Consider the following 24,737-nt stretch of genomic DNA (forward strand, 5'->3'; position numbering starts at 1 on the left):
TACAAGGACGACCGCTGTTCGCCGACGCGGCGCCCACGCAGGTCGCCTGCACGCACCCGCTCTGCCCCTATCCGGCACCCGGATACCTGCGGCAGCTCCGGGAGAGTGGCTCAGGAACCGGCTTCCGGGGCTGCCGTCTCGAACAGGGCGAAGCTGCGCACGGCGCTGTCCACCATCACCGCCCGCTCGGCCTCGTCCAGCCGCGCGTTCTTCAGGGTGTCGTTGTAGCTGAGCCAGAGGTTCTCGCCGTTGCCGTGGTTCAGGAACCGGCTGGCCAGCCGGATCACCGGATCCTCGGCCGCCATGACCTGCTTGCGCAGCATGGCGCCACCGAGCCGGGAGCCTTCCAGCACGTAGGTGGCGCCGATCATCGCGGCCGGGCTCTCGATCCAGTCGACCGGTTGCTCCTGCGGCCCTGGCATCGGCGCCTCCTCGCCGTCCATCTGCCTGATGTCGGCAAGCAGTGCGGCGCGGCGCGTGCGCCAGGTCCAGTCCGGCAGCAGATAGACCACGCCAGCCTGTTCGAGTGCGATCTCGAGCGGCACCAGCGCCGCCGCCTGGACGTGCAGGAAGCGGCTATAGGACGGCCGCCGGTCCAGCGGCAGCGTGCTCATCCTGGCGTCCAGGCGTTGATGCGCCGCCTGGGTACCCTGGCGCAGCACGGCCCTGAGTTCGTTCATGCGGACGGACATCCCCGGTGTTCAGGCAGGCGGAGGTTCGGCCGGCGCGCGTGCCTGCTGCGACAATTCTGCCTCACCCGGCACAACATTGACATCTTCATGGCCTGTCCGTCATGTCCCAGCTTCCGCACGGGGGGCGCGCACCGCCGCCTCGAACTCAAGCAGCGCGTGACGCTCCATGCGCCAGGCCGGATCGGATCCCGCACCTATGCCTGTTTACGCCTTCATCTTTCCCGGACAGGGCAGCCAGTTCGCGGGCATGGGACGCGATCTCGCGGCTGCCTTCGCACCTGCCCGGGAGGTCTTCGAGGAGGTCGACGACGCGCTCGGCGAGCGGCTGTCCAAGCTGATGTTCTCCGGTCCGATCGAGGAGCTTACCCTCACGCAGAACACCCAGCCGGCGCTGATGGCGGTGTCGCTCGCGGTGCTGCGTGTGCTGCAGCGCGAGGCGGGGCTGCAGGTGGCGGACCGCGCCGCGGTGGTGGCGGGCCACTCGCTCGGCGAATACTCGGCACTCGCCGCCGCCGGCAGCTTCGACGTCGCAGGCGCCGCCCGTCTGCTGCGCCGCCGCGGACTGGCGATGCAGCAGGCGGTGCCGGCGGGCGAGGGCGGCATGGCGGCGCTGCTCGGCACCGAGATCGAGCAGGCGCGCGAGATCTGCGCCGCCGCCGCGGTGCTGCGCACCGAAGGCGCGCCCGACCGTCACGAAGTCATCGAGGTGGCGAACGACAATGGCGGCGGCCAGGTGGTGATCTCCGGCGCCACCGGCGCGATCGCCAGGGCCATCGAGATCGCCAAGGAGCGCGGCATCCGTCGCGCCCTGCCGCTGCCGGTCTCGGCGCCGTTCCACTGCTCGCTGATGGCGCCGGCGGCGGAGGCCATGCGCGAGGCTCTCGGCGAGGCCAGCATCGCGGCACCCGGGCTGCCGCTGATCGCCAACGTCACCGCCGCCAAGGCGACCGGCGTCGACGAGATACGCGACCTGCTGGTGCGCCAGGTCACCGGCACGGTGCGCTGGCGCGAGAGCGTGCAGGCGATGACCGCGCTGGGGGTCGACAGCTTCATAGAGCTCGGCGCCGGCAAGGTGCTGTCCGGCCTGTGCAAGCGCATCGCGCCGGACGCCGCCACGCGCAGCGTCGGCACCCCGGAAGAGATCGAAGAGCTGCTGAAGCTGCTCTGACCGGCACGCGGCAATCGAGGAGGCCCATCGATGTTCAGGCTTGATGGCAAGACCGCCCTGGTGACCGGAGCGTCCGGCGGCATCGGCGCCGCGATCGCACGCGCTCTGCACGGCCAGGGAGCGGCGGTGGTGCTGTCCGGCACCAGGCGCGAGGCGCTCGAAAGCCTGTCCGAGGCTCTGGCGGCGGCGTCAGGGGCGCCGGTGCATGTCTGCCCGGCGGACCTCTCGGATCCGGCGGCACCCGACGCGCTGGTGGCGGCCGCCGAGCAGGCGACCGGAACCGGCCTCGACATCCTGGTGAACAATGCCGGCCTGACCCGCGACGGCCTCGCCCTGCGCATGAAGGACGAGGACTGGGGCAGGGTGCTGGAGGTCGACCTCGCCGCCCCGTTCCGGCTCTGCCGCGCGGCGCTGAAGGGCATGGTGCGGCGGCGCGCCGGCCGCATCGTCTCGATCGCCAGCATCGTCGGCGTCACCGGCAATGCCGGCCAGTCGAACTACGCCGCCGCCAAGGCCGGCATGATCGGCATGAGCAAGTCGTTGGCGCAGGAGGTCGGCTCGCGCGGCATCACCGTCAACGTGGTGGCGCCCGGCTTCGTCGAGACCGCGATGACCGATGCGCTGGCGGAGCCGCAGCGGGCGAAGCTGACCGCCGCCATCCCGCTTGGCCGGATGGGGCAGCCGGCGGATATCGCCGCCGCCGTTGCCTACCTCGCCTCCGACGAGGCCGCCTGGGTCACCGGCGCCACGCTGCACGTCAATGGCGGCATGGCGATGTCCTGAGGCTTCGGAAAATTCATCGGCCTGCAACACTTGCGCCATCGACGGCGGAGGCGCATCGATCCGGTGCCTTGGCGGGGGATGAAAATCCATGCTAATCGCCCGCTGCTTCGTCCGGAGCCGGGCGGCATGGTCGGGTGCCACGACACGGCGCCGGGCGGCATCAACAGGACGAACGGGTTCGTACCGCGGGTTATTCCGGGTCAGAGAGGAAGCAGGATCAGATGAGCGAGATCGCCGACAAGGTTAAGAAGATCGTCGTGGAGCACCTGGGCGTCGAGGAGAGCAAGGTGACCCCCGAGGCTTCCTTTATCGACGACCTCGGCGCCGACAGCCTCGACACCGTCGAGCTGGTGATGGCCTTCGAGGAGGCGTTCGGCGTGGAGATCCCCGAGGACGCGGCCGAGAAGATCTCGACCGTGAAGGACGCGATCGACTACATCGAGAAGCAGAAGGCCGCCTGACGTAACGGCTGCAGGGCTTCCAGCATGATCCCCACGCTGAACGGGGCCGGGGCACGGCGGGTCGTCGTGACCGGCATGGGCATATCCGGACCGCTCGGCGTGGGCGTCAGGCAGTTCTGGTCGCGGCTGGTGGAAGGCGAGAGCGGCATCCGCGCGATCCGCTCGTTCGACGCCTCCGGCCTGCCGGCGCAGGTTGCCGGCGAGGTTCCGGCAGGCTCGCGCGCGAGCGGCGGTCTCGATCTCGACGAATGGATCCCGCACAAGGACCAGAAGAAGATGGATCGCTTCATCCATCTCGGCATGGTCGCCGCCATCGAGGCGGTCGAGGATTCCGGCTGGCTGCCGACCAGCGAGGAAGACCAGTGCGCCACCGGCGTGATGATCGGGTCCGGCATCGGCGGGCTGCAGAGCATCTACGAGGCATCTGTGCAGGTCCACGAGGGCCGCGCGCGCCGGCTGTCGCCGTTCTTCATCCCCTCGGCGCTGATCAACCTGGTCTCGGGTCACGTCTCGATCCGCTACGGCTTCAAGGGCCCCAACCATTCCGCCGTCACCGCCTGCGCCACCGGCGTGCACGCGATCGGCGACGCGGCGCGGCTGATCATGCTGGGCGATGCCGACGTCATGATCGCCGGTGGCGCCGAGGGTGCGGTGTGCGCGCTGGGCATCGCCGGCTTCTGCGCGTCGCGGGCGCTGTCCACCGACTTCAACGACACCCCCGAGCGCGCCTCGCGCCCGTGGGACCGCGACCGCGACGGCTTCGTGATGGGCGAGGGCGCCGGCATCGTGGTGCTCGAGGAATACGAGCACGCGCGCAAGCGCGGGGCCAGGATCTACGGCGAGGTGCTCGGCTACGGCCTCTCCGGCGACGCGCATCACATCACCGCGCCGCCTGAAGGCCATGTCGGCGCCTACCGGGCGATGGTGGCCGCGCTCAAGAGCGCCCGCTTGTCACCGGCCGACATCGGCTACGTCAACGCGCACGGCACCTCCACCATGGCCGACGATCTCGAGCTCGACGCCGTCGAGCGGCTGTTCGGCGATGCGGCGCGTGGCCTGGCGATGTCGTCCACCAAGTCGGCTACCGGCCACCTGCTTGGGGCGGCGGGCGCCATCGAGGCGATCTTCTCGCTGCTGGCGATCCGCGACGGGGTGGCGCCGCCGACGCTCAACCTGGACAACCCGAGCCGCGAGAGCGTGATCGACCGGGTGGCCCGCGAGGCGCAACGGCGGCCGATCCGGCACGCGCTGTCGAACAGCTTCGGGTTCGGCGGCACCAACGCCAGCATCGTGCTCGGCGCCGCCTGAGCGCGCCCGCCTTCGCCGGGCCGCCGGCCTGATGCGCCGCACGCTTGGCCTGATCGCGGCCTTCCTGTTCGCAGGCGTCCTGCTCGGCGCCGGCATGGCAGCCGGCGCGCTCTGGTGGTACTGGAGGCCGGGACCGCTGCCGCAAGCCACGGCCATCGTCATCCCGCATGGCGGGCTCGCCGGCGCCGGCGCCGTCCTGCAGCGCGAGGACGCACTGCCCGATGGCCCGGCCGCCCTGTTCGGCTTTCGCGTCGCCGGGCGGCTTACCCGCAGCGACGGTCCGGTGCATGCCGCCGAGTTCGAGTTCCCGGCGCACGCCTCGGTGCGCGAACTGCTGCTGGTGCTGCGGACGGCTCGCCCGGTGCAGCACCAGCTGACGATACCGGAAGGCCTGACCGTGGCGCAGATCGCGCTGCTGCTGGCGTCCGCCGATGCGCTGGCGGGTGCGACCCCGGTGGTGGCGGAAGGCAGCATCCTGCCCGAGACCTACGCGTATGAGCGCGGCACCACGCGCGCGGCGATCGTGACGCGCATGCAGGCGGCCATGGAGCGACGGCTGCAGTCGGCCTGGACCAGCCGCCAGCCGCAGCCGGAGCTGCCGACGCCTCGCGACCTGCTCGTCCTCGCCAGCCTGGTCGAGCGCGAGACCGCCAGGCCGGCGGAGCGCCCGCTGGTGGCCCGCGTGTTCCTCAACCGGCTGCACCTCGGCATGCGGCTGCAATCCGACCCGACCGTCATCTACGGGGCATCAGGCGGGCTCGGAACTCTCGCACGTCCGCTCAGCCGGGCCGATCTGGCGCAGCCCAATCCGTACAACAGCTACCTGGTCACCGGCCTGCCACCCGGGCCGATCTGTTCTCCCGGCCCGGCCGCGCTGGATGCGGCGGCGCACCCGGCCGCCGGCGACATGCTGTATTTCGTCGCCGACGGCAGCGGCGGCCATGCCTTTGCCACCGACCTGCCCACCCACCTGCAGAACGTCGCGCGGCTGCGAGCACTGGAAGGTGCGCACGCATCCAAGGAGCCGTCCCGATGAACGAGCCTCATGCCGGCGCGGCGGTGATCACCGGGGCGACCGGCGGGATCGGGCGCTGGATCGCACTCGGCCTTGCCGCCTCCGGCTATCGGCTGTTCATCGTCGGCCGCGACCCCGCCCGCCTCGGGCGCGCACGTGACTGGATCGCGGGCCGGGTTCCGGAGAGCCGCGACCGGCTGATCACGGTGCAGGCGGACCTGTCGCTGCTGGCCGAGACGGCAGCGGCTGCCGCCGCCATACGCGCCCAGGCACCGTCGGTCGGGCTGCTGGTGAACAACGCCGGCACCTTGCAGTCGCGCCGGGTGCTGACTGCGGAAGGCCACGAGCGTACCCTCGCGGTCAATCACCTGTCGCCGCTGGTGCTGACCCACGCCCTGCTGCCGGCCCTGCTGGCCCAGGGTGGCGGCGCCCGGGTCGTCAGCGTCGGATCCTCGACGTCCGACGGCGCCGGGATCGACCCTGCCGACCTCGAACTGGCTGCGGGCTGGCGGATGACGCGCGCCTACGCCCGCTCCAAGCTCGCCCTGCTGATGACCCAGATGACGCTGGCCGAACGGCTGGATCCGGCCCAGGTCGCGGTGAACGTGGTGCATCCGGGCATGGTGGCGACCGGTCTGGTGCGCGAGCCCGGCATGGTCGGCCTGGCCTGGCGGCTGATGGCGCCGTTCATCCTGAGCGAGCGCGAGGGCGCCGACACTCCGCTCCATGCCGCACTGTCGCCGGAGTGCGCCGGGCTCAGCGGAGCCTACCTGAAACGGCGTCGGCCGGTGCCGCCGAACAGGCGGGCGGTCGATCCGTCGCTGCGGGCGCAGGTATGGACGGCGAGCCGGGCGCTGGCGGCGCCGTATCTGCAGCCGCAGGATTGACGCCAACCCTGCCGGCGATGCGCTGCAGGAACGCGAGCAGCTTGACCTGCGCGCTCCAGCCACGGGCGCGCCGGTTGAACGGTCCGCGCACGCCGAGCACGCGCGAGGGCGGGTGGAACAGGCTCGGCTCCTCGGCGGCGAGCGCCTCGGGATCACGCGACAGCTGGGCATCGAAGCGCAGCCGCCCCATCAGCCAGGCCGCCAGCGCCGGCGACAGCCGCGCGACATAGGAGAAGGCGGTGACCACCGACGTCACCGTCATCTCCCGGCAGCGCCCGGTGGCTGCGACATAGAGCGCCTCGGCGACGATCTCCGGCTGGTACACCGGTGGCACCGGCCGGGCCGGGAAGCCCATGTGCGAGGGCGCGTGGCTGAAGAACGGGGTGTTGACCGCCGGCGGGAAGATCGTCGCCAGGCGCACCCGGCTGCCCGCCATCTTGAGCTCGACCTGTATCGACTGGCCGAAGCCGCGTACCGCCGCCTTGGCGCCGACATAGGACGACATCAGCGGCAGGCCGTGGAACACGATGCCGGAGCAGACATTGACGATGGCGCCGGCATCACGCGGCAGCATGATGCGCAGCGCCGCCCGCACGCCGTTCACCGTGCCCATGTAGGTGACGTCGGTGACGCGGCGGAACTCGGCATCCGTCACGTCGAGCAGGCGGCCGTAGACGCCGTTGCCGGCGGCGTTGATCCAGGCATCGGCCGGCCCGAGCTGCGCGGTCAGCGCGCGCGCCGCCTGGTCGAGCGCCTCGGCATCGGCGACGTCGGCGACTGCGACGGCCCCCGTGGCTCCGGTGGCCTGCACGTCGGCAAGGGCGGCCTGTAGTCCGGCGGCTCCCCGCGCGATCAGCCCTACCGACCAGCCGCGCCGGGCGAACAGGCCGGCGGCGGCGCGGCCTATTCCGGACGAGCCGCCGGTGATGATCACGATGCGCGGTGCGGCCCGGGGTGCGGGCGGCGGTCGGGAGCGTTCAGCCATCCGGGTAGATGCCACACAAGCCTGTGCATCTGTAAATCCCGTTCTGCCGCGCCGTGTTGGCTGCAGGGCTGCCCGTCAGCCAGCACGACATGGAGCCCGCCGATGACCGAGCTGACCCGCCGCACCCTGTTCGGCAGCACTGCCCTGCTGGCCGCCACCGCCGTGGCCGCGGCGGCGCCCGGCGCGGGCCAGCAGGAACCGGGCGCGCTGCGCGGCTCGGTGTCGGACGGCCATGTCGGCCTGCCGCCTTTGCATGCTCCGAGCGAGGCCAATGGCGAGGTGCCGAACCCGATTCCGCCGGGCAAGCGCCTGGGCATCGCGGTGGTCGGGCTCGGCACACTGGCGCTCGAGGAGATCCTGCCCGGCTTCGGCCAGGCGGCACATGTGCGCATCGCGGCACTGGTCAGCGGACGGCCGGAGAAGGCCCGCACGATCGCGGCGCAATACGGGGTGCCGGAGAAGAACCTGTACAGCTACGCCAACTTCGACGGCATACGCGACAATCCGGACATCGATGCCGTGTACATCGTGCTGCCGAACGCGATGCATGCCGAGTTCACCCTGCGTGCAGCCGCCGCCGGCAAGCACGTGCTGTGCGAGAAACCGATGGCGGCGACCGTCGCCGAGGCCGAGCAGATGGTCGAGGCGTGCCGCCAGGCCAGGCGCACGCTGATGATCGCCTACCGGCTGCAGCACGATCCGGCGCATCGCACCCTGATCGGGCTGGCGCGCAGCGGCCAGTACGGAGCGATCCGCATGATCGAGGCGGTGAATGGCCAGAATGACCTGCCGAACGGCCAGTGGCGGCAGATCCTGGCGATGGCCGGCGGCGGCTCGCTGCCCGACGTCGGCCTCTATTGCACCAACGCCTTCCGCTACATCACCGGCGAGGAGCCGGTCGAGGTGACCGGCCGGGTGACGCGCCCGCCGCACGATCCGCGCTTCCGCGAGGTCGAGGACGTGGCGCTGTTCACCATGCGCTTCCCGTCGGGCGTGATCGCCACCGGCAGTTCCGGCTACAGCTTCCACGAGAGCCGTCAGCTGCGGGTGCATAACGAGCGTGGCTGGCTCGGGCTCGATCCCGCGTTCGGCTATGACAACCTCGCCCTGCAGATCGACCGCAAGGCGGGGCGCGCGAGTGCGCTGGAAACACGGCGCTTCACGCCAAGGAACCAGTTCGCGGTGGAGATGGATGCGTTCGCGCTCAGCCTGCACAACAAGGCGGTGCCGCTGACGCCGGGCGAGGAGGGCCTGCAGGACATGCGCATCCTTGCCGCGATCTACCAGTCCGCGGCCGGTGGCTCGGCGGTGACGCTGCCGTCGGCGGTGACGCAGGCGAAGCCTCGCGGCGAGTGGCCGAGCCAGTTGGGTCCGTATCTGCTGACCTGACTGCACGGATCAGGCGGAGCGTATGCGCGAGGCCATCGAGATGTGGCTGGAAGGCTTCCGGAGCGCGTCCACCCCGCGCGACACAGTCGTGTCGCCGGACATCTTCTCGATGATGGCTTCGTTCTTGCCGAAGATCACCTGATCGGGCACGCCCCGAAGCACGATGCCGCGCCGAGTTGGCGCCGCCGCTTCCGGACCCCTGGGCAGGATCTTCGTCTGTCGCGCTGTTGGAAGTGCCTGTCATCCACTCTGCGGTTTCAGGTGGCATGAAGTCTGCGATCGCTGCATCGAAAAGCTGTTGTCGCCACCGGCCGCTCGGGGTCGGGGCGTCAGCTAATCTCGAAGAATGTCAAATCTCGTCGATGCGCGGCAGTATCTTCTGCTCCTGCAGCCGGCGGATCGCGCCGACCAGCGCCACACCGTTGTCGATCGTCTCGTTGAAGCCGGCGCGGCGTATCTTGCCCATGTCCGATATCATGTCGAACGGCGTATTGAAGATGAAGTCGCCGAACGCCCAGCCGACCAGTTTCTCGTAAGCCACGGGTTGCAGCCCGTGCGCCTGCGTCAGCCGGTTCCAGAGCGGCGCCTTGTCGGCCATCTGCTGCGCGAGGCTCATGCGCAGTGGCGGCGCCACCTCCAGGCCGAAGGCGTCGGCGACCTGCCGCCAGACCCGCTGCCAGCGGAACGGCTCGTGCACGTAGTTGAAGGCCTCGCCGGCCGCGGCGTCGGCGGTTGCACTCCACAGGCTGGCCTGGCCGAGCAGGCGCGCATCGGTGAACTGCGCCAGCACGCCGTCATGGACCTGCGCCGTGCCGGGAAACCGGAACGACGTGCCGGTGGCCTTGCACAGGGTGGCGAACACGCCGATCACCATGGCGATGTTCATCGGATTGCCGACGGCATCGCCCACGACGACATCCGGCCGCAGGATCGAGAACGCGAACTCGCCCGCCGCCGCGCGACGGCGCAGCGTATCCTCCTGGGTGTAGTAGAAGTTGGGCGGGATGTGCCGCGGGCTGTCCTCGTAGAAAGGCGCCTGCACCTCGCCGAGATGCACGCCATACACCTTGGCGCCCTGGTAGAGCACTACGCGCTGCAGTGGCGCGCCGACCTGACGCAAGCCGTCCAGCAGATTCTCCAGCATCGGCCCGTTGACCGCGACCTCGGCGACGAAGTCGGGCTGCGCCCGGTAGGCCGCATAGAACAGGTGGGTGGTGCCCGACGCGGCCTGCAGCGCCTGCGCGGTCGCCTCGCGGTCGAGCAGGTCGGCGGCGATCGCGCGCCCATCCGGCAGGCCGTGCGTCGACAACCGCGTCGCCTCCCAGCCCGGCGCCGATCGCAGGGCCTCGATCACGCCACGTCCGATGATGCCGCTGGCGCCGGCGACGAGCGCCTGCCGTACAACGCCCGGTGATGTCATGCCCCGGGCATCCTAGCGTGGCGGCGGCAGCGACTGGCTCTGCACCGGATCGCTCGGCGCCAGCTGGGTCGGGCCGGTGTCGGGATTGGCCGGATAGGACTGGCCGCCCTGGTAGGCCGGCGATCCCTGGTAGGCGTTCGGAGCACCGTATGCGGTACCGCGCCGGTAGGCGGGCGGGTAGTTGTCCGGGTTGCTCGCCTCTCCGGCGTCCGGCCCGATGGCGGGCGGAGGCGTGGCCGGGCCGGCGCCGCCGTAGCGCATCAGCACCGCCCGCAGTGGATCGGCCCCGGGATTGTTCACCCGCATCGCCACCGCGATGTCCTGCGGTCCGACCGGCTGGCCGTAGTAGGCGCGGTTGCCGATGCTGTCGAAGGACAGGATGCTGCCCTGCAACGAGATGCCGGCGAACAGGCCCTTGCTCTTCTCGATCACCACGATGTCGGCGTTGAACGCGGCGGAGGTGTCGCCCTCCATGCCGGCGCCGAGGGTGGCCAGCGTGATGCCGGCGTTGGCGCCGAACTTGAACTGGCTGTCCATGATTGCGGTGAGGCCGCGCCTGCTCATGATGAACAGCATCAGCTCGGCATCCTGGATGCCGGCCTGCAGGCCGAAGGAGCCCGAACCCATCGAGTAGAAGGCCGGCGCCGACCAGGAGCCGGAGCCGTCGCGGGCCAGCAGCGTGCAGCCGCCGCCGGAGCCGCCGAAGATGAAGGACATGCGGAAGATGCTCGGGCAGATCAGCACGCCGCGCGAACGGGCGAGGAAACGGCGGGCCTGGTCGCCGTTGGCGCGCCAGTCGAGGATGTCCTGCGCAGTCAGCGTCGCGCGATCGACCAGTCGCTGCTGCTGCTCCTGCGCCTCGGTAGGAGGCTGGCCCTGGGCGTGGGCGGCGGTCGGCAGGGCCTGCAGGACCACCATCGACGGCAGCACGATCGAAGCGACTGCTGCAAGGCCGCGGCGCGTTCGCATGGCGTATCCTCTATCCTCGTCCAACGCCCGCCAGGGGGCGAATCCGCCTGGAAGCCCAGGTTGTCTTGCCTAGCAAGAATCCGGCGTCCGGGAGAGCCCCCGAAGCCGTCCGATGCCGTCCGATGCCGTCAGTCGAAGCCGATGCCGCTGGCGGCGGAGACGGCAGCCGCGATGCCGGGGGTGGCGGCCAGGATCGGCCAGGCGCCGGTCATGCCGCCGTCGCGCAGGAATGGCGACACCCTGACCCGCGCTTCGGCCAGCACCGGCAGCGCGCCTGCCACGTCCCAGACGTTGATGAACGGCTCGATGTAGGCGTCGAGCCGTCCGCAGGCGATCTCGACCAGGGCGATGGCGCCGCAGCCGCCGGTGCGCGGCGCGGCACCCAGGGCGACGATGCGACCGGTCAGCGCCGCATGCGCCTCCGCCGTGACCTTCGGGCTCCAGCCGACCTCGACCATGGCACGCCGCATGTCCGCGGTATCGGCCGGCCGGATCGGTGCGCCGTTGAGCGTGGCGCCACCACCCTCGCGGGCCATGAAGGTCTCGCGGAGCACCGGTGCGGCCACCAGGCCCAGGACCGGCCGATCGCCGTCCATCAGGCCCAGCGAGACCGCCCAGCGATCCCGTCCGCGGGCATAGTTCGAGGTGCCGTCGATCGGATCGACCACCCAGCGCAACGCTGCGCCGGCGCCTTCCGCGCTTTCGCCGGTCTCCTCGCCCTTGAAGCCGTCGTCCGGGAACAGGGTCCGCAGGCGGCCGGCGATGAGCGCCTCCACGGCGCCGTCCGCCTCGGTGACCCAGTCCTGCGCGCCCTTGAGGTTGCCGGTGAAGCTGCCTGCCGCCGGCCGCATCCGCATCGCAAGCGTCGCCGCCTCGGCCACGATCTCGCTGGCTGCTTCGAGCCGCTGGTTCAGGGCGCTGGATTGCATGGATGCCTCGGAGATGTCGGGGGCAGGCACCCTGGGCTGGCGCATGCCCGGGTGCAAGCAGCCGCCACCCTACTCGACCCGTAGCGCCGCGCGCAGCGACGCGGTGATCGCCGGGTCCTCGATCATGGCGAGGCGCTGGGCGGCGATGGTCGCGAAACGCTGCATCAGCGCGCGACGTCGGGCAGGCGCCAGCAGGTGCGCCGGCGCCTCGCGCAGGATCTCGGCATCCTGCGCGATCATCGAGCCGGGCGCGCAGTGCGGCCCGACGCAGGCCACCACGAGGCCGGTATCGTGCGGCAGCAGCGTCTGCGGAAACTGCTCGTCGACCGCGAAGTAGAGCGCGTCGGAGTAGGCGCGGTAGTCCTGCCACTTGCCGTCCGTCAGGAAGTCGCGTGGCCCGGACTTCACTTCGATGCAGGCGAAGCCACCGTCCGGCCGCAGCGCCAGGATGTCGGCACGCCTGCCGTTCGGCAGCGGCACTTCATGCAGCGGCACCCAGCCGAGCTGGCCGCAGAGCCGGGCGGCGGCGCGCCGGATGGCGAGCGAGTTCTCTGGCAGGCTGATCTGCATGCAGGCCCGGTGATGCCGAAAGCGCCCGGCGAACGCAATGCCCGGGCGCAGGCTTTTCCGCTTCGCCTTTCCCGATTTCATGATGCGACGGTAACGCAACCATTCCCGCGAGATAGCTGTTTCAGCCTGTGATGATCGCAACCCGTTTCTCAGTCGCCACCCACATCATGCTGCTGATGACGCTGGAACCGGCCAGCCGTCTCACCAGCCCGCGTCTCGCCGGCAGCGTCAACACCAACCCCGTGGTGGTGCGGCGGATCATGCGGCTGTTGTCGCATGCCGGCCTGGTGCGGGTGCGCCGTGGTCAGGGTGGTGCAGCACTCGGGCGGCCGCCGAGCCGGATCTCGCTGGACGATGTCTGGCTCGCGGTTAATCCGGTGCGGCTGCCGTTGCTGCCGCTGCATGCCAACCCGGATCCGGAATGCCCGGTCGGACGGCATGTGCCAAGCATCTTCGGGGAACGCTTCGGGGCCGCCGAGATCGCGATGCGCGATGCGCTGGCCGCCATCACCCTCGAGGCGATCGCGATGCAGATCAGCAAGGCGACCAAGGCGATCGCCGGCTGATCGAGGCCGTCAGGCCGGCCGCACCAGCAGGTGCTGCTTGCGGCCGACCGAGAGCTTGATCGCGCCGTCCCGCAGGTCGGCCTCCGACACCATGCGATCCTCGCTGGACACCGGCGTGTCGTTCACACGGAGCCCGCCGCCCCTGATCAGCCGGCGCGCCTCGCCGTTGCTCGAAACCAGGCCCATCTCGGCGAACAGGCGGTAGGCCGGCAGGCCGGCGGACAGGATCGCGGCGTCGAGCGGGCGACTCGGCAACGCGTCCCGCGAAGCGGCGCCCCCGGCGGACTCGAAGAGCCCGGTTGCTGCCTGAAGCGCCTGGTCGGCGGCATCGCGGCCATGGCAGATGGCGGTGGCCTCGGTGGCGAGCCGCTTCTTGGCCTCGTTGATGGACGCCCCCGGGAGTGCGCCTAGCCGGTCGCATTCCTCCACCGGCAGGTCGGTGAACAGCTTGAGGAACCGGCCGACATCGGCGTCCTCGGTGTTGCGCCAGAATTGCCAGTAGTCGAACGGGGCAAGGCGTGCCGCCGAGAGCCAGACTGCGCCGGCTGCGGTCTTGCCCATCTTGGCGCCCGACGCGGTGGTCAGCAGCGGGGTGGTCAGGCCGAACACCTGCTTCTGGTCGGTGCGGCGCACCAGGTCCACGCCCGAGACGATATTGCCCCACTGGTCGGAGCCGCCCATCTGCAGGGTCACGCCATGGCGCCGCCAGAGTTCGCGGAAATCGTAGCTCTGCAGGATCGAATAGTTGAACTCGAGGAAAGTCAGGCCCTGCTCTCGCTCCAGCCGCTGGCGTACGCTGTCGAAGCCGAGCATGCGACTGACGCTGAAATGCACGCCGACCTCGCGCAGCAGGTCGATGTAGCCGAGCCGGTCGAGCCACTCGGCGTTGTCCGGCATGATCGCGTCGGACGGGCCGTCACCGAAGCGCAGCATCGCTGCGAGGTTGGCGCGGATGCCGGCGCGGTTGCGCTCGATGCCCGCCGCGTCGAGCAACTGCCGCGCCTCGTCGCGAAACGACGGATCGCCGATCCGGGTGGTGCCGCCGCCGAGCAGCGCCACCGGCCGATGGCCGTGCCGCTGCAGCAGGCGAAGCATCATGATCTGGATCATGGAGCCGACATGCAGGCTGTCGGCGGTGGCATCGAAACCGATATAGCCGCCGACGATGCCGGACTCGAAGGCCGCGTCCAGACCGGCCAGGTCCGTGCCCTGGAAGATATAGCCGCGTGCCTCGGCATCCTGGAGGAATGGGCTGCGGAACGGGCTTGAGGTCATGCGGGCGGCCTGGATGCTCTGGCTGGGTCGACCGGCCTGTAGCATGCGATCCGGCGGTCGGGCTTGCCTAGTTGTGCCGTCATGCGCTATCTGCAAGGCAGATGGTACAAATGCACATAGGCTGATGGTCGTGTCATACGCCGCGCGCAAAGAAAATGCGGCGCCGGAGACCGGCGCCGCATGGATGTCGGGCAGGAGGCCGGGATGGGCCTCAGTCGGCGGCGAGCGCCATCGTCTTGCGGGCCACCACGCGGCCGACATAGTCGTCGATGGCCTCGGAGACGTGGTCGGCATGGTTGGCGAACACGTGGTCGGCGCCGGCGAACACCCGATAGTCGACCTGCACACCCTTCTGGGTGTTGAGCTTGTCGACCAGCTTGCGCACCGCGGGCTCCGGCACCAGCTCGTCCTGGTCGCCATGCAGCATGAGGCCGCCACAGGGGCAGGGAGCCAGGAAGCCGAAATCATAATGGTTCGCGGGGGGCGCCACACTGACCCAGCCGGACACTTCCGGGCGCCGCATGAGCAGCTGCATCCCGACGAAGGCGCCGAAGGAGTAGCCCGAGATCCACAGGCCGCTCGAGTTCGGATTGACCATCTGCATCCAGTCGAGCGCGCCGGCGGCATCGCTGATCTCGCCGATGCCGCCGTCGTAACGACCCTGCGAGCGCCCGACGCCGCGGAAGTTGAAGCGCATGACGGAGAAGCCGAGCTTCTCGAACGAGCGATACATCGCGTACGTGATGCGGTTGTTCATGGTCCCGCCGTGCAGCGGGTGCGGATGCATGATGAGAGCGAGCGGAGCGTTCGGCTCACTTGAATGATGGTAGCGCCCCTCAAGCCGGCCATCAGGACCAGCGAACATGACCTCAGGCATCTTGTCCCGCTCTTGTTTCTCGCCGCACCTCGAGGCATGGGCACGAGCATTGTTGTAACGCGCTACGAACGCCCGGCGATGCTCCGCCACGCGTCCAGCTCTCACTCGTTTGGACTGATACCGGCCGACTAGCGCCGAATGGTGCTGCGCAGCCTCGTGGTGGCTACCTGCACCGGAGCGGCGGTATATGGGGCAAGGGTCGGCGGTATCAAATTGTCCTGTCGTCGATACCGGTCTGCTCCGAGGCCGACAGAGGCAGCCCGGTTGTCGCGGTGGAGAGAATCATTGACCGAGTCCTTTTAGTGCGACTCCACGCTGCAAAATTGGGCCGCGGGCAATGCGTTTGCGACTGTATAGCGACGTGCGCCGGAGATTTACACTGAAATCAATGGCCCCGTGGCCTGCGTCAGCGGAAACACAGACACGCGATTGTGACAGCGTGACAACAAGCCAGTTTCTTCCAGTGTTCGATCAGTTTCGTCACCCGAATGAGAAATGTGTCTAACGATTTATTTATGCTATTCGACGCCAACGCGTCCGAGACGCCGCGTCTTGCTGCCCTTGCGGCAGCCGACGCCGCGCAACGCCTCGCCGGCAACCCGGCCTCGCCGCATCGCGCCGGCCGGGCCGCCCGCGCCGTACTCGAGTCGGCGCGTGAGCAGCTGGCGGACCTGTTCGGCGGCGAACCCGACGATCTGGTCTTCACCTCGGGTGGCACCGAGGCCAACGCGCTGGCGCTGCATGGTGTCGGCCGGCCAATACTGTTTGGCGCCACCGAGCATGATGCGGTCCGCCAGGCATTGCCGCCCGGCGCCCGCCCGCTCCAGGTGCCGGCCGATGGGCGGATCTTGCTCGAGACGATCGACCGGGCGTTGGCCGAAGCTCCCGGCCCGGCGCTGGTCTGCCTGATGCTGGCCAACAACGAGACCGGCGTGCTGCATCCGGTCGCCGGAGCCGCGCGGCTATGCCGCAGGTACGGCGCCTGGCTGCATGTCGATGCGGTGCAGGCAGCCGGTCGCCTGCCGCTCGATGTGGCGTCCCTCGGGGCCGACAGCGTGGCGCTGTCCGGACACAAGCTCGGCGGACCCAAGGGCGCCGGCGCGCTGCTGCTCGCAGGCGCCCGTCGCGGCCGGCTGCCGCCGATGATCGCGGGTGGCGGCCAGGAGCAGGGCCGACGCGGCGGCACCCCGGCGCTCGGGGCGATCGCCGGTTTCGCGGCGGCGGCGGCGGCGGCAGTCGCGGCTCAGGCGACGACCGGCGCACGGCAGGCGACGCTGCGCGACCGCATCGAGCACGCCGCGATATCCTTCGGCGCCGTCCCGTGCGGCGCCGCGGCGCCCAGGCTGCCGAACACCACCTGCCTCGCCTTGCCCGGGCGTCCGGCGGCCAGCCAGCTGATCGCGCTCGACCTCGCCGGCTACGGGGTGTCCGCCGGCAGCGCCTGCTCCTCCGGCAAGGTGGCGCGCTCGCACGTGCTGGCCGCGATGGGCCTCGGCTCACTGGCGGGGGAGGCGATCCGGGTGTCGCTACCCTGGGATGTGCAGGAGGCGGCTGTCGACGGCTTCATCGCCGCTTACATCCGCATGGCGACCCAAGCAGGATCCCGCCCGGCATGACTTCGCCCGCACCCACGATCTACCTGGACAACCAGGCCACGACGGCATGCGATCCGCGCGTGGTCGAGGCGATGCTGCCGTTCTTCGGGGTGCGCTTCGGCAACGCGCACAGCGCGGAGCATGCCATGGGACTGGATGCCGACACTGCCTGCGAGGAGGCCCGTGCGGCCATCGCACGTCTGGTCGGTGCGGATCCGCGCGCCCTGGTGCTGACCTCGGGCGCCACCGAGAGCAACAACCTGGCGATCAAGGGCGCGGTGCGTCACCGGCGCGCGTTCGGCGACACGCGCCGCCGGGTGATCACGCTGGCCACCGAGCATCCCTGCGTGCTGCAGAGCGTGCGGGATCTCGGCCACGAGGGGTTCGAGCCGGTGGTGCTGCCGGTCGGCTACGACGGCCTGCTCGATCCCGCATGCCTGCGCGATGCGCTGCGCACACCGACGCTGCTGGTCAGCATCATGGCGGTGAACAACGAGACCGGGGTGATCCAGGACCTCGCCGGCCTGGCGCCGCTGGTGCGCGAAGCCGGCGCGCTGCTGCATTCCGATCTCGCCCAGGCGGCCGGCAAGATCGACATCGACGTTGCGGCGCTCGATCTCGATCTCGCCTCGCTGAGCGCGCACAAGCTGTACGGTCCCAAGGGTATCGGTGCGCTCTATGTCCGGCGCCGCCCGCGCGTGCGCCTGCAGCCGCTGTTCTCGGGGGGCGGCCAGGAACGCGGGGTCCGGTCCGGCACGCTGGCGGTGCCGCTGGTGGTGGGCTTCGGCGTCGCGGCGGCGGTGGCGATGGACGGGATGGCGGCAGAGGCGATCCGGCTGCGCACGATGCGGGACCGCCTGCTGCAGCATCTGCAGGCGGGCATCCCTGAGCTTGCCGTCAATGGCAGCCTGCGCCACCGCGTTGCCGGCAATCTCAACCTGCGCTTCCCCGGCGTCCGGGCGCAGGCGATCATCGAGCATGCGCCGGAGTTGTGCCTCTCCACCGGTTCGGCCTGTTCGTCGGCCGCCGTGGAGCCGTCCGCGGTGCTGCAGGCGATGGGACTGACCCGGGGCGAGGCGGCGGAAAGCTTGCGCCTGGCCATCGGACGCTTTACCTCACCGGCCGATCTGGAGCAGGCGTCCGCGATCCTGCTGCGCGCCCACGACCAGGCCCACGACCTAGCCCGCGCGATGCCCCACTGCTTGAGATGAGACCATGCCGAAGATGACCTTTGTCGAGCGCGACGGCGGACAGCGCGAAGTGGACGCGCCACTCGGCCTGTCCGTTCTGGAGATCGCGCATCGCCACGGCGTCGATCTCGAGGGCGCCTGCGAGGGCTCGCTGGCCTGCGCCACCTGCCATGTCGTGGTCGACCCGGCCTGGACCGGCAAGCTCGCCGACGCCACCGAGGACGAGGAGGACATGCTCGATCTCGCCTTCGGGCTGGAGAAGACCTCGCGCCTCGGCTGCCAGATCGTCATGACCGAGACGCTCGACGGCCTGGTCGTGCGCCTCCCGCGCACCGGCTGACGCGCGCCCGCGATGCGCATCCTGGTCGCCATGTCGGGGGGCGTCGACAGCTCCGTGGTGGCGGCCACCCTGGCGGCGCAGGGCCACGAGGTGATCGGCGCGACACTGCAGCTGTATGACGTGCGCGAGGCGGAGGCCAAGGCCGGTGCCTGCTGCGCCGGGCGCGACATACGCGATGCGAAGCGCGTCGCCGACCGGCTCGGGTTCGCGCACTACGTGATCGATGCCGAGCAGCGCTTCCGCGACAGCGTGATCGGCAACTTCGCCGACAGCTATGCCGCCGGCGAGACACCGGTGCCGTGCGTTGCGTGCAACATGGGGGTCAAGTTCACCGACCTGCTGGGGCTTGCGCGCGAACTCGGCGCGGAAGCGATGGCGACCGGGCACTATGTCCGCCGCGTCGAGACCGGGCACGGCATCGAGCTGCATCGTCCGGTCGACGCCTCCCGCGACCAGAGCTGGTTCCTGTTCGCCACCACCCCGGCGCAGCTTGCATACCTGCGGTTTCCACTTGGCGACATGCCGGACAAGTCCGCGGTGCGCGCCGAGGCGCAGCGGCTCGGGCTGGCGGTGGCGGCCAAGCCGGACAGCCAGGACCTCTGCTTCGTGCCGGCCGGCGGGCACTATGCCGATATCGTTGAGAGCCTGCGCCCCGGCATCGCCGGCGAGGGCGAGATCGTCGATGCATCGGGCCGGGTGCTCGGCAGCCACCAGGGCATCGCGCGCTACACCATCGGTCAGGGCAAGCGCCTCGGTGCCGCCGCGCTGCAGGACGGCGTCCGCCAGCAGGTGGTGGGCGTCGAGCCGGGCAGCCGGCGGGTCGTGGTGGGACCGCGCAGCGATGCGCCCGGACGAACCAGCCTTCGACTGCGCGACATGAACTGGCTGATCGAGCCGCCCGATGCGCCGCTGCGCTGCACGGTACAGTTGCGCGCCCGGGAGGGCGTGCGTCCGGCGACGGTGCTGCGTACGGCGGACGGCGCCGGGGTCACCCTCGACACCGCGGCGCTGGCCGCACCCGGGCAGGCCTGCGTGCTGTACGAGGGCAGCCGGGTGCTGGGCGGCGGCTTCATCCGGCGAGACGATCATTGACGGGAGACGGCGGCATGCCGGACGGCCGGCTGGTCATCGGCACCAAGCGCTACTCCTCCTGGTCGCTGCGCGGGTGGCTAGCGGTGCATCTGGCAGCACTCGATGTTGAGGAGCAGGTCATCCCGATCGCCGGTGGCCGCACCGAGGCGATCGCCCGGGCGACGCCGAACGGCCTGGTGCCGTATCTCGAGCATCGCGGCGCACGGATCTGGGAGAGCCTGGCGATCGGCGAGTACTGCGCCGAGCACAGGCCCGGCCTGTGGCCGTCGGATCCGGTCGCACGGGCAGCGGCGCGCAGCGTCGCCAGCGAGATGCATGGCGGCTTCCGCGCCCTGCGCATCGCGATGCCGATGAACTGCGGACGGCAGGCGCGCAGGCTGGCGGGCGGGATCCCGGACGAGGCGGCGGCCGACATCGCCCGCATCGAGGCGATCTGGAGCGAGGCAGCGTCACCCTACCTGTATGGCGAGGCGTTCGGCATCGCCGACGCGATGTTCGCACCGGTGGTGTCGCGCCTGCTGTCCTACGACGTGCCGCTTGGCGAGCCAGCGAGCACCTATCGCGACCGCATCCGCGCGCATCCGCTGATGCAGCGCTGGTACGACGAGGCCGCACGCGAACCCGCGGCATGGCTGCTCGACAGATACGAATCAGTCGCCTGAGCGACTTCGGCCCCGTTGCGGTGGTGCTGCCGCCGCGCGAGGGCTTCTCGGCGCAGGCGGTGGGAGCGATCGGGCTGCTGGTGGATCGGGTGAGCCCGCCATCGGACTGCATCATCGGCGCTCCGCTGGCCGCGCCACCCTTCGCCGGGCGCCGCTTCCTGCCGGCCCCCCCGGTCCTCTGGCCGCCCTTCGGCCCGTTGCGCTATGCCGCCGCCGTGGCCGCGGTCCTGCATCGCGTCCGGCCCGCCCTGATCGAGGTTCATAACCGCCCGGAGATCGCCCGCGAGCTGGCACGCCGGTTCCCCGGCACGTCGCTCACCCTCATCCTGCACAACGACCCACGATCGATGCGCCGCGCGGGCACCGTGTCGGAGCGTGCCGCGCTGTTGCGTCGGATGCGGGTCGCCTGCGTCTCGGAGTGGCTGCGCACGCGGTTCCTCGACGGGTTGCCACAGGGTGCCGAGGTGCGGGTGCTGCCGAACTGCATCGATCTCGCCGCCCTGCCACCGCAGCGGGAGCGTGAGAACCTGATCCTGTTCGCGGGACGCGTGGTCGCCGACAAGGGTGCCGATGCCTTCGTGGCGTCGTGCGCCCAGGTGCTGCCGCAGCGGCCAGGCTGGCGGGCGGAGATCATCGGCGCCGACCGGTTCTCGCCCAGCGCCGCCGACACGCCGTTCCTGGCGGCGCTGCGTCCGGTTGCCGCGGCGGCGGGGATCGCCATGCATGGCCACCAGCCGCACCGGGCGGTGCTCGAGGCGATGACACGGGCCGCCATCGTGGTGGTGCCGAGCCGCTGGCAGGAGCCGTTCGGCATGACCGCCCTGGAGGCGATGGGATGCGGCGCCGCGCTGATCGTCTCGCCGCGTCCGGGCCTGGTCGAGGTGGTGGGCGATGCCGCGCTGCGCGCCGAGCCGGACCAGCTGGCGCACGCCCTGCTGCGCCTGACCGGCGATCCGGCGCTGCGGGCCAGCCTCTCCCGGCAGGCGCTCGAGCGGGCGCCGCAGTTCGACATCGAGCCGGCGCGGCGGCGGCTCCAGGCGATGCGTGCCGAAGCCCTTGCGCGCAGCCTCGCTCCGGGCCAATGCGCACCCGCATGACCCGTCTGCTCGACCGTCTCGCCCTGGGTGCGACAGTGCTGTGCCCGCTGTTCCTGGTGCATGGGCGTGGCCTCGCCGAGGCCTGCATCGACGTGGTCGCGGTGCTGTTTCTGCTGCGCTCTGCCGTGCGACGCGACTGGCGCTGGACCCGGCAGGCCTGGGTCGGCATCGCAGCACTCTGGTGGCTCTGGCTGGTGCTCTGTTCGATACCGCCGGACCTGATCCCAACCTCGTCGCTCGGGCAGGGCGGCGAGAAGTCGTTCGTCCAGGCGCTGCTGACGGTGCGCTTCCTGCTGTTCGCGGCGGGCCTGCAGGGCTGGGTGCTGCGCGACGTGCGGCACCAGCGCTGGCTCGCCTGGCTGCTCTGGGCAAGCTTCGCCTACATCGCGCTGCAGCTGCTGCTGCAGGCGGTGATCGGCCACAACCTGTTCGGCATGCCGCGCTTCCATGACGGCACCCTGACCGGGCCATACGACCATCCCCGCGCCGCCGCACCCCTGTCCCGCCTGCTGTTCCCGACGCTGCTGCCGGCCTGCGCCTGGCTGATTATGCGCGGCCGGCGTCCCGGTGGCGGTCGCGGGCGGCAGGTGGCGGTGGTGGCCGCCGCCATCGCGGTGCTGCTCGCCGGCCTCGCGCTGATGGTGCTGGCCGGCCAGCGCGTGCCGCTGCTGCTGGCCGGCCTCGGCCTGCTGGTCGCCGGGCTCATCCTGCCGAGGCTGCGGCTGCCGCTGCTCGCCTGCCTGGCGCTGGTGCCGGTGCTGGTGGGCATCTCGGCGGTGGTCTCGCCGCGCAGCTTCGGTCACCTCGTGCTGCTGTTCCGCCAGCAGATGGAGCATTTCGGCGGCAGCCCGTACGGCCTGATCCTGGGCCGTGCGCTGGAGATCGCCCGCGCCAACCCGTTGACCGGGCGCGGCTTCGACGGCTTCCGCACCGGCTGCCCGCTGCCGGCGTATTTCCATGGCGTGCCGCCACTGTCGCCCGCCGCCTCGGATGGCGGCGGTGCCGCGTTCTGCGTGCAGCATCCGCACAACCACTATCTGCAGGCGCTGACCGATGCCGGTCTGCCCGGCCTGCTGCTGTTCTGCATGCTCGTGCTGGCCTGGCTGCTGGCGCTGCGACCGGGTCGCATGGAAGGTCGCAGGGTCGTCGCCCAGAGCGCCATGCAGCACGCCTGGCGCACCGGGCTGTTCGTCGCGGTGCTGCTGCAGGAATGGCCGGTCGCTTCGGCCAGCGCCTTCACCAACATGCCGCTCGGTGGCTGGTTCTTCCTGATCCTGGGGTTGGGACTGGCGGCGGCGACGCCCTATATGCAGCGGCCTGCATCCCCGATTCCTGTTCCACCACGAGGCTGAGTTCATGTCAGAGACCCGGACCGCACCCCCACCCGGCGCTGCCACAGCCCCCGCCCCGGGGCCCGGCCTCATCCCGGTCACCGTGCTCACCGGCTTCCTCGGCGCCGGCAAGACGACGCTGCTGAACCACATCCTCACCGCCGAGCACGGCCGCAAGTATGCCGTCGTGATCAACGAGTTCGGCGAGCTCGGGGTGGACAACGACCTTGTCGTCGATGCCGACGAGGAAGTGTTCGAGATGAACAACGGCTGCATCTGCTGCACCGTGCGCGGCGACCTGATACGCATCCTGGGCAGCCTGATGAAGCGCCGCGGCCGCTTCGACGGCATCATCGTCGAGACCACCGGCCTCGCCGACCCGGCGCCGGTGGCCCAGACCTTCTTCGTCGACGAGGAGGTCAAGGCCCGCACCCGGCTCGATGCGGTGGTGACCGTGGTCGACGCCCTCAACCTGCCGGCCCGCCTTGCCGACAGCCGCGAGGCGCAGAACCAGATCGCGTTCGCCGACGTCATCGTGCTGAACAAGACCGACCTGGTGGACGAGGCCGGCCTCGCGGCAGTCGAGGCGCGCATACGCGGCATCAACCGGTACGCCCGCATCCATCGTGCCCAGCGCGGCAACGTCGATGTCGCGGCCATCCTCGACCAGGGCGGCTTCGACCTGAAGCGGGCACTCGAGGTCGCACCGGACTTCCTGGAGAGCGACAGCCACAGCCATGACGACGAGGTGCAGAGCCTGTCGTTCGAGCTGGAGGCGCCGGTCGATGCGGCGAAGTTCCAGGCCTGGATCGGCAGCGTGCTGCAGGAGCAGGGCCAGGACATCCTGCGCTCGAAGGGCATCCTGTCCTACAAGGGCGAGAACCGCCGCTTCGCCTTCCAGGCGGTGCACATGATGGCGGACGGCGACTTCGTGGCACCCTGGTCCCCCGACGAGACGCGCACCTCGCGCCTGGTGTTCATCGGCCGCAACCTCAACCGCCCGCGCCTGCGCCGCGGCTTCGAGAGCTGTGTCGCCGCATGAGCACCACCTTCGCCAATCGTTCGGCGCCGGTCCCGGTCGACGAGCTGCTGAATTCGCGCGGCGCCGTGCAGCAGGCCGAGGGCTTCGTCGTCGCCTGCGCGATCTCCCGCGACTCCAGCCGGATGGCGTTCGCGACCGGCGACGGCATCGTCCACGTGACGCCGCGCCGTGGCCAGGCGGAGCACTGGCGCCGGCTCGAGGTGCATGACGGTGGTGCGCTCGCACTCGCCCAGGACGTGACGCCGCAGGGCTTCCTCACCGGCGGCGACGACAGCCGGCTGTGCCGCATCGACGCCGACGACGCGGTGCACGAACTGTCGCGCGGCCGGCGCTGGGTCGAGCATGTCGCCACCGTGGTCGATGGCCGCACTGCCCTGATCGCCACCGCCGTCGGCAAGCAGGTCGAGCTGCGCGACGCGGACGGCACCCTGGCCCGCACGCTCGACCACGACAGCACGGTGTCCGGCGTGGTGTTCGACGCACGCGGCAAGCGCATCGCCACCTCGCACTACGGCGGCGCCACGCTGCGCTTCGTGAACACGAAGTCCGATGCGCCGCGCGTGCTCGCCTGGAAGGGCAGCCATATCGGCATCGCCATGCATCCCAACGGCGACGCGCTGGTCACCGCGATGCAGGAGAACGAGCTGCATGGCTGGCGGCTGCCGGACGGCCACAACATGCGCATGAGCGGCTATCCGCAGAAGACGCAGTCGTTCGCGTTCTCGCGCAGCGGCCGCTGGCTGGCGACCTCGGGGGCGGACGTCATCGTGCTGTGGCCGTTCTTCGGCGGCGGCCCGATGGGCAAGCCGCCGCTGGAGCTCGCCGGCATCCAGGGCGTGGTCTGCACCCGCGTCGCCTTCCATCCGCAGCACGACATCGTGGCGGCGGGCTTCGTCGACGGCACCGTGCTGATGGCGGACGTGGCCACCAAGAAGGTGCTGCCGGTATGTGGGCCGCATGGCGGCGAGGGCCATGCCGCGGTGACCGCGCTGGCCTACTCGCCGGACGGCGGCTGCCTTGCCTTCGGCACCGAGGGCGGGCGGATGGCGGTGGTGGATCTGACGCCGAAGTAGGCGCCCAGGTCCTCTGGTGGG

24 protein-coding genes and 1 pseudogene are annotated in these 24,737 nt (G+C 70.6%); 17 read left to right on the forward strand and 8 right to left on the reverse strand.

Going from position 1 to position 24,737, the window contains the following annotated elements; all coding sequences use genetic code 11:
- Window positions 1–110: 110 nt before the first annotated feature.
- The gene (locus FE263_RS08025; protein ID WP_171033997.1) at window positions 111–680 is read right to left on the reverse strand and encodes a biliverdin-producing heme oxygenase; all 570 of its coding nucleotides are present in this window, start codon (window positions 678–680) and stop codon (window positions 111–113) included.
- Window positions 681–888: 208 nt separating this feature from the next.
- Here FE263_RS08025 and fabD point away from each other — a divergent pair, with 208 nt between their 5' ends.
- From fabD to FE263_RS22515, 6 genes are all read left to right on the forward strand, one after another.
- Window positions 889–1,860: an ACP S-malonyltransferase gene (fabD, locus tag FE263_RS08030; protein WP_138325419.1), complete on the forward strand. Its 972-nt coding sequence runs from the start codon at window positions 889–891 to the stop codon at window positions 1,858–1,860.
- Between the two features lie 30 nt (window positions 1,861–1,890).
- A complete protein-coding gene (gene fabG, locus FE263_RS08035) occupies window positions 1,891–2,643 on the forward strand; it encodes a 3-oxoacyl-[acyl-carrier-protein] reductase (protein ID WP_138325420.1) in 753 nt (250 codons plus the stop codon).
- A 221-nt stretch (window positions 2,644–2,864) separates the two neighbouring features.
- The gene (locus tag FE263_RS08040; protein WP_138325421.1) at window positions 2,865–3,104 is read left to right on the forward strand and encodes an acyl carrier protein; all 240 of its coding nucleotides are present in this window, start codon (window positions 2,865–2,867) and stop codon (window positions 3,102–3,104) included.
- A 24-nt stretch (window positions 3,105–3,128) separates the two neighbouring features.
- Window positions 3,129–4,412: a beta-ketoacyl-ACP synthase II gene (gene fabF / locus FE263_RS08045; RefSeq protein WP_138325422.1), complete on the forward strand. Its 1,284-nt coding sequence runs from the start codon at window positions 3,129–3,131 to the stop codon at window positions 4,410–4,412.
- Between the two features lie 31 nt (window positions 4,413–4,443).
- Window positions 4,444–5,448, forward strand: coding sequence for an endolytic transglycosylase MltG (gene mltG, locus FE263_RS08050; RefSeq protein ID WP_171033998.1), 1,005 nt, complete (start codon window positions 4,444–4,446; stop codon window positions 5,446–5,448).
- On the forward strand, window positions 5,445–6,314 hold the full coding sequence (locus FE263_RS22515; RefSeq protein ID WP_138325423.1) for an SDR family NAD(P)-dependent oxidoreductase: 870 nt from the start codon (window positions 5,445–5,447) through the stop codon (window positions 6,312–6,314). The genes mltG and FE263_RS22515 overlap by 4 nt, the downstream gene beginning before the upstream one ends.
- Before the next feature lie 43 nt (window positions 6,315–6,357).
- Here FE263_RS22515 and FE263_RS08060 read toward each other — a convergent pair.
- Window positions 6,358–7,299, reverse strand: a pseudogene (locus FE263_RS08060) (SDR family oxidoreductase); the annotation flags it as partial.
- 102 nt (window positions 7,300–7,401) lie between these two features.
- Here FE263_RS08060 and FE263_RS08065 point away from each other — a divergent pair.
- Window positions 7,402–8,688, forward strand: a complete 1,287-nt coding sequence (locus FE263_RS08065; protein ID WP_138325425.1) for a Gfo/Idh/MocA family protein — start codon at window positions 7,402–7,404, stop codon at window positions 8,686–8,688.
- Window positions 8,689–9,037: 349 nt separating this feature from the next.
- Here FE263_RS08065 and FE263_RS08070 read toward each other — a convergent pair whose 3' ends face one another.
- The 4 genes from FE263_RS08070 to FE263_RS08085 all read right to left on the reverse strand — a co-directional run bounded on the left by FE263_RS08070 (window position 9,038) and on the right by FE263_RS08085 (window position 12,576).
- On the reverse strand, window positions 9,038–10,108 hold the full coding sequence (locus tag FE263_RS08070) for an SDR family oxidoreductase (RefSeq protein ID WP_138325426.1): 1,071 nt from the start codon (window positions 10,106–10,108) through the stop codon (window positions 9,038–9,040).
- A 12-nt stretch (window positions 10,109–10,120) separates the two neighbouring features.
- Entirely contained in the window at window positions 10,121–11,077 is a 957-nt protein-coding gene (locus tag FE263_RS08075; RefSeq protein ID WP_138325427.1) for a lipid-binding SYLF domain-containing protein, read from the reverse strand.
- A 128-nt stretch (window positions 11,078–11,205) separates the two neighbouring features.
- Window positions 11,206–12,051 (reverse strand): inositol monophosphatase family protein, encoded by an 846-nt coding sequence (locus FE263_RS08080; protein ID WP_408886165.1) that lies wholly within the window; start codon window positions 12,049–12,051, stop codon window positions 11,206–11,208.
- Window positions 12,052–12,075: 24 nt separating this feature from the next.
- The gene (locus tag FE263_RS08085; RefSeq protein WP_138325428.1) at window positions 12,076–12,576 is read right to left on the reverse strand and encodes an MmcB family DNA repair protein; all 501 of its coding nucleotides are present in this window, start codon (window positions 12,574–12,576) and stop codon (window positions 12,076–12,078) included.
- Window positions 12,577–12,707: 131 nt separating this feature from the next.
- Here FE263_RS08085 and FE263_RS08090 point away from each other — a divergent pair, with 131 nt between their 5' ends.
- On the forward strand, window positions 12,708–13,142 hold the full coding sequence (locus tag FE263_RS08090) for an Rrf2 family transcriptional regulator (RefSeq protein ID WP_138325429.1): 435 nt from the start codon (window positions 12,708–12,710) through the stop codon (window positions 13,140–13,142).
- 9 nt (window positions 13,143–13,151) lie between these two features.
- On the opposite strand, the gene tyrS is transcribed toward FE263_RS08090, so the two are convergent.
- Together tyrS and FE263_RS08100 are read right to left on the reverse strand one after the other, a co-directional pair.
- Window positions 13,152–14,417, reverse strand: a complete 1,266-nt coding sequence (gene tyrS / locus FE263_RS08095) for a tyrosine--tRNA ligase (RefSeq protein ID WP_138325430.1) — start codon at window positions 14,415–14,417, stop codon at window positions 13,152–13,154.
- Window positions 14,418–14,628: 211 nt separating this feature from the next.
- Window positions 14,629–15,294: an alpha/beta hydrolase gene (locus FE263_RS08100; protein ID WP_138325431.1), complete on the reverse strand. Its 666-nt coding sequence runs from the start codon at window positions 15,292–15,294 to the stop codon at window positions 14,629–14,631.
- 515 nt (window positions 15,295–15,809) lie between these two features.
- Between FE263_RS08100 and FE263_RS08105 the strand changes: the two genes are divergently transcribed.
- The 9 genes from FE263_RS08105 to FE263_RS08145 are packed head-to-tail and all read left to right on the forward strand — an operon-like array spanning window position 15,810 to window position 24,716.
- Complete coding sequence (locus FE263_RS08105) at window positions 15,810–16,910, forward strand: cysteine desulfurase family protein (protein WP_138325432.1); 1,101 nt, start codon at window positions 15,810–15,812, stop codon at window positions 16,908–16,910.
- On the forward strand, window positions 16,907–18,100 hold the full coding sequence (locus FE263_RS08110; protein WP_138325433.1) for a cysteine desulfurase family protein: 1,194 nt from the start codon (window positions 16,907–16,909) through the stop codon (window positions 18,098–18,100). The genes FE263_RS08105 and FE263_RS08110 overlap by 4 nt, the downstream gene beginning before the upstream one ends.
- Before the next feature lie 4 nt (window positions 18,101–18,104).
- The gene (locus FE263_RS08115) at window positions 18,105–18,419 is read left to right on the forward strand and encodes a ferredoxin family 2Fe-2S iron-sulfur cluster binding protein (RefSeq protein WP_138325434.1); all 315 of its coding nucleotides are present in this window, start codon (window positions 18,105–18,107) and stop codon (window positions 18,417–18,419) included.
- A gap of 12 nt (window positions 18,420–18,431) precedes the next feature.
- The gene (gene mnmA, locus FE263_RS08120; RefSeq protein WP_138325435.1) at window positions 18,432–19,511 is read left to right on the forward strand and encodes a tRNA 2-thiouridine(34) synthase MnmA; all 1,080 of its coding nucleotides are present in this window, start codon (window positions 18,432–18,434) and stop codon (window positions 19,509–19,511) included.
- A 14-nt stretch (window positions 19,512–19,525) separates the two neighbouring features.
- Window positions 19,526–20,173: a glutathione S-transferase gene (locus tag FE263_RS08125; RefSeq protein ID WP_138325436.1), complete on the forward strand. Its 648-nt coding sequence runs from the start codon at window positions 19,526–19,528 to the stop codon at window positions 20,171–20,173.
- A complete protein-coding gene (locus FE263_RS08130; protein WP_138325437.1) occupies window positions 20,140–21,270 on the forward strand; it encodes a glycosyltransferase family 4 protein in 1,131 nt (376 codons plus the stop codon). Before FE263_RS08125 ends, FE263_RS08130 begins: the two co-directional genes overlap by 34 nt.
- Complete coding sequence (locus tag FE263_RS08135; protein WP_240759204.1) at window positions 21,267–22,622, forward strand: O-antigen ligase family protein; 1,356 nt, start codon at window positions 21,267–21,269, stop codon at window positions 22,620–22,622. The genes FE263_RS08130 and FE263_RS08135 overlap by 4 nt, the downstream gene beginning before the upstream one ends.
- Window positions 22,623–22,626: 4 nt before the next feature.
- Complete coding sequence (locus FE263_RS08140) at window positions 22,627–23,643, forward strand: CobW family GTP-binding protein (protein WP_138325439.1); 1,017 nt, start codon at window positions 22,627–22,629, stop codon at window positions 23,641–23,643.
- Window positions 23,640–24,716 carry a WD40 repeat domain-containing protein gene (locus FE263_RS08145; protein WP_138325440.1) on the forward strand — a complete coding sequence of 359 codons (1,077 nt, stop codon included), beginning with the start codon at window positions 23,640–23,642 and terminating at the stop codon, window positions 24,714–24,716. Before FE263_RS08140 ends, FE263_RS08145 begins: the two co-directional genes overlap by 4 nt.
- Window positions 24,717–24,737 lie beyond the last annotated feature (21 nt).

This window comes from Lichenicoccus roseus (assembly GCF_005844085.1).
GTDB classification, from domain to species: domain Bacteria; phylum Pseudomonadota; class Alphaproteobacteria; order Acetobacterales; family Acetobacteraceae; genus Lichenicoccus; species Lichenicoccus roseus.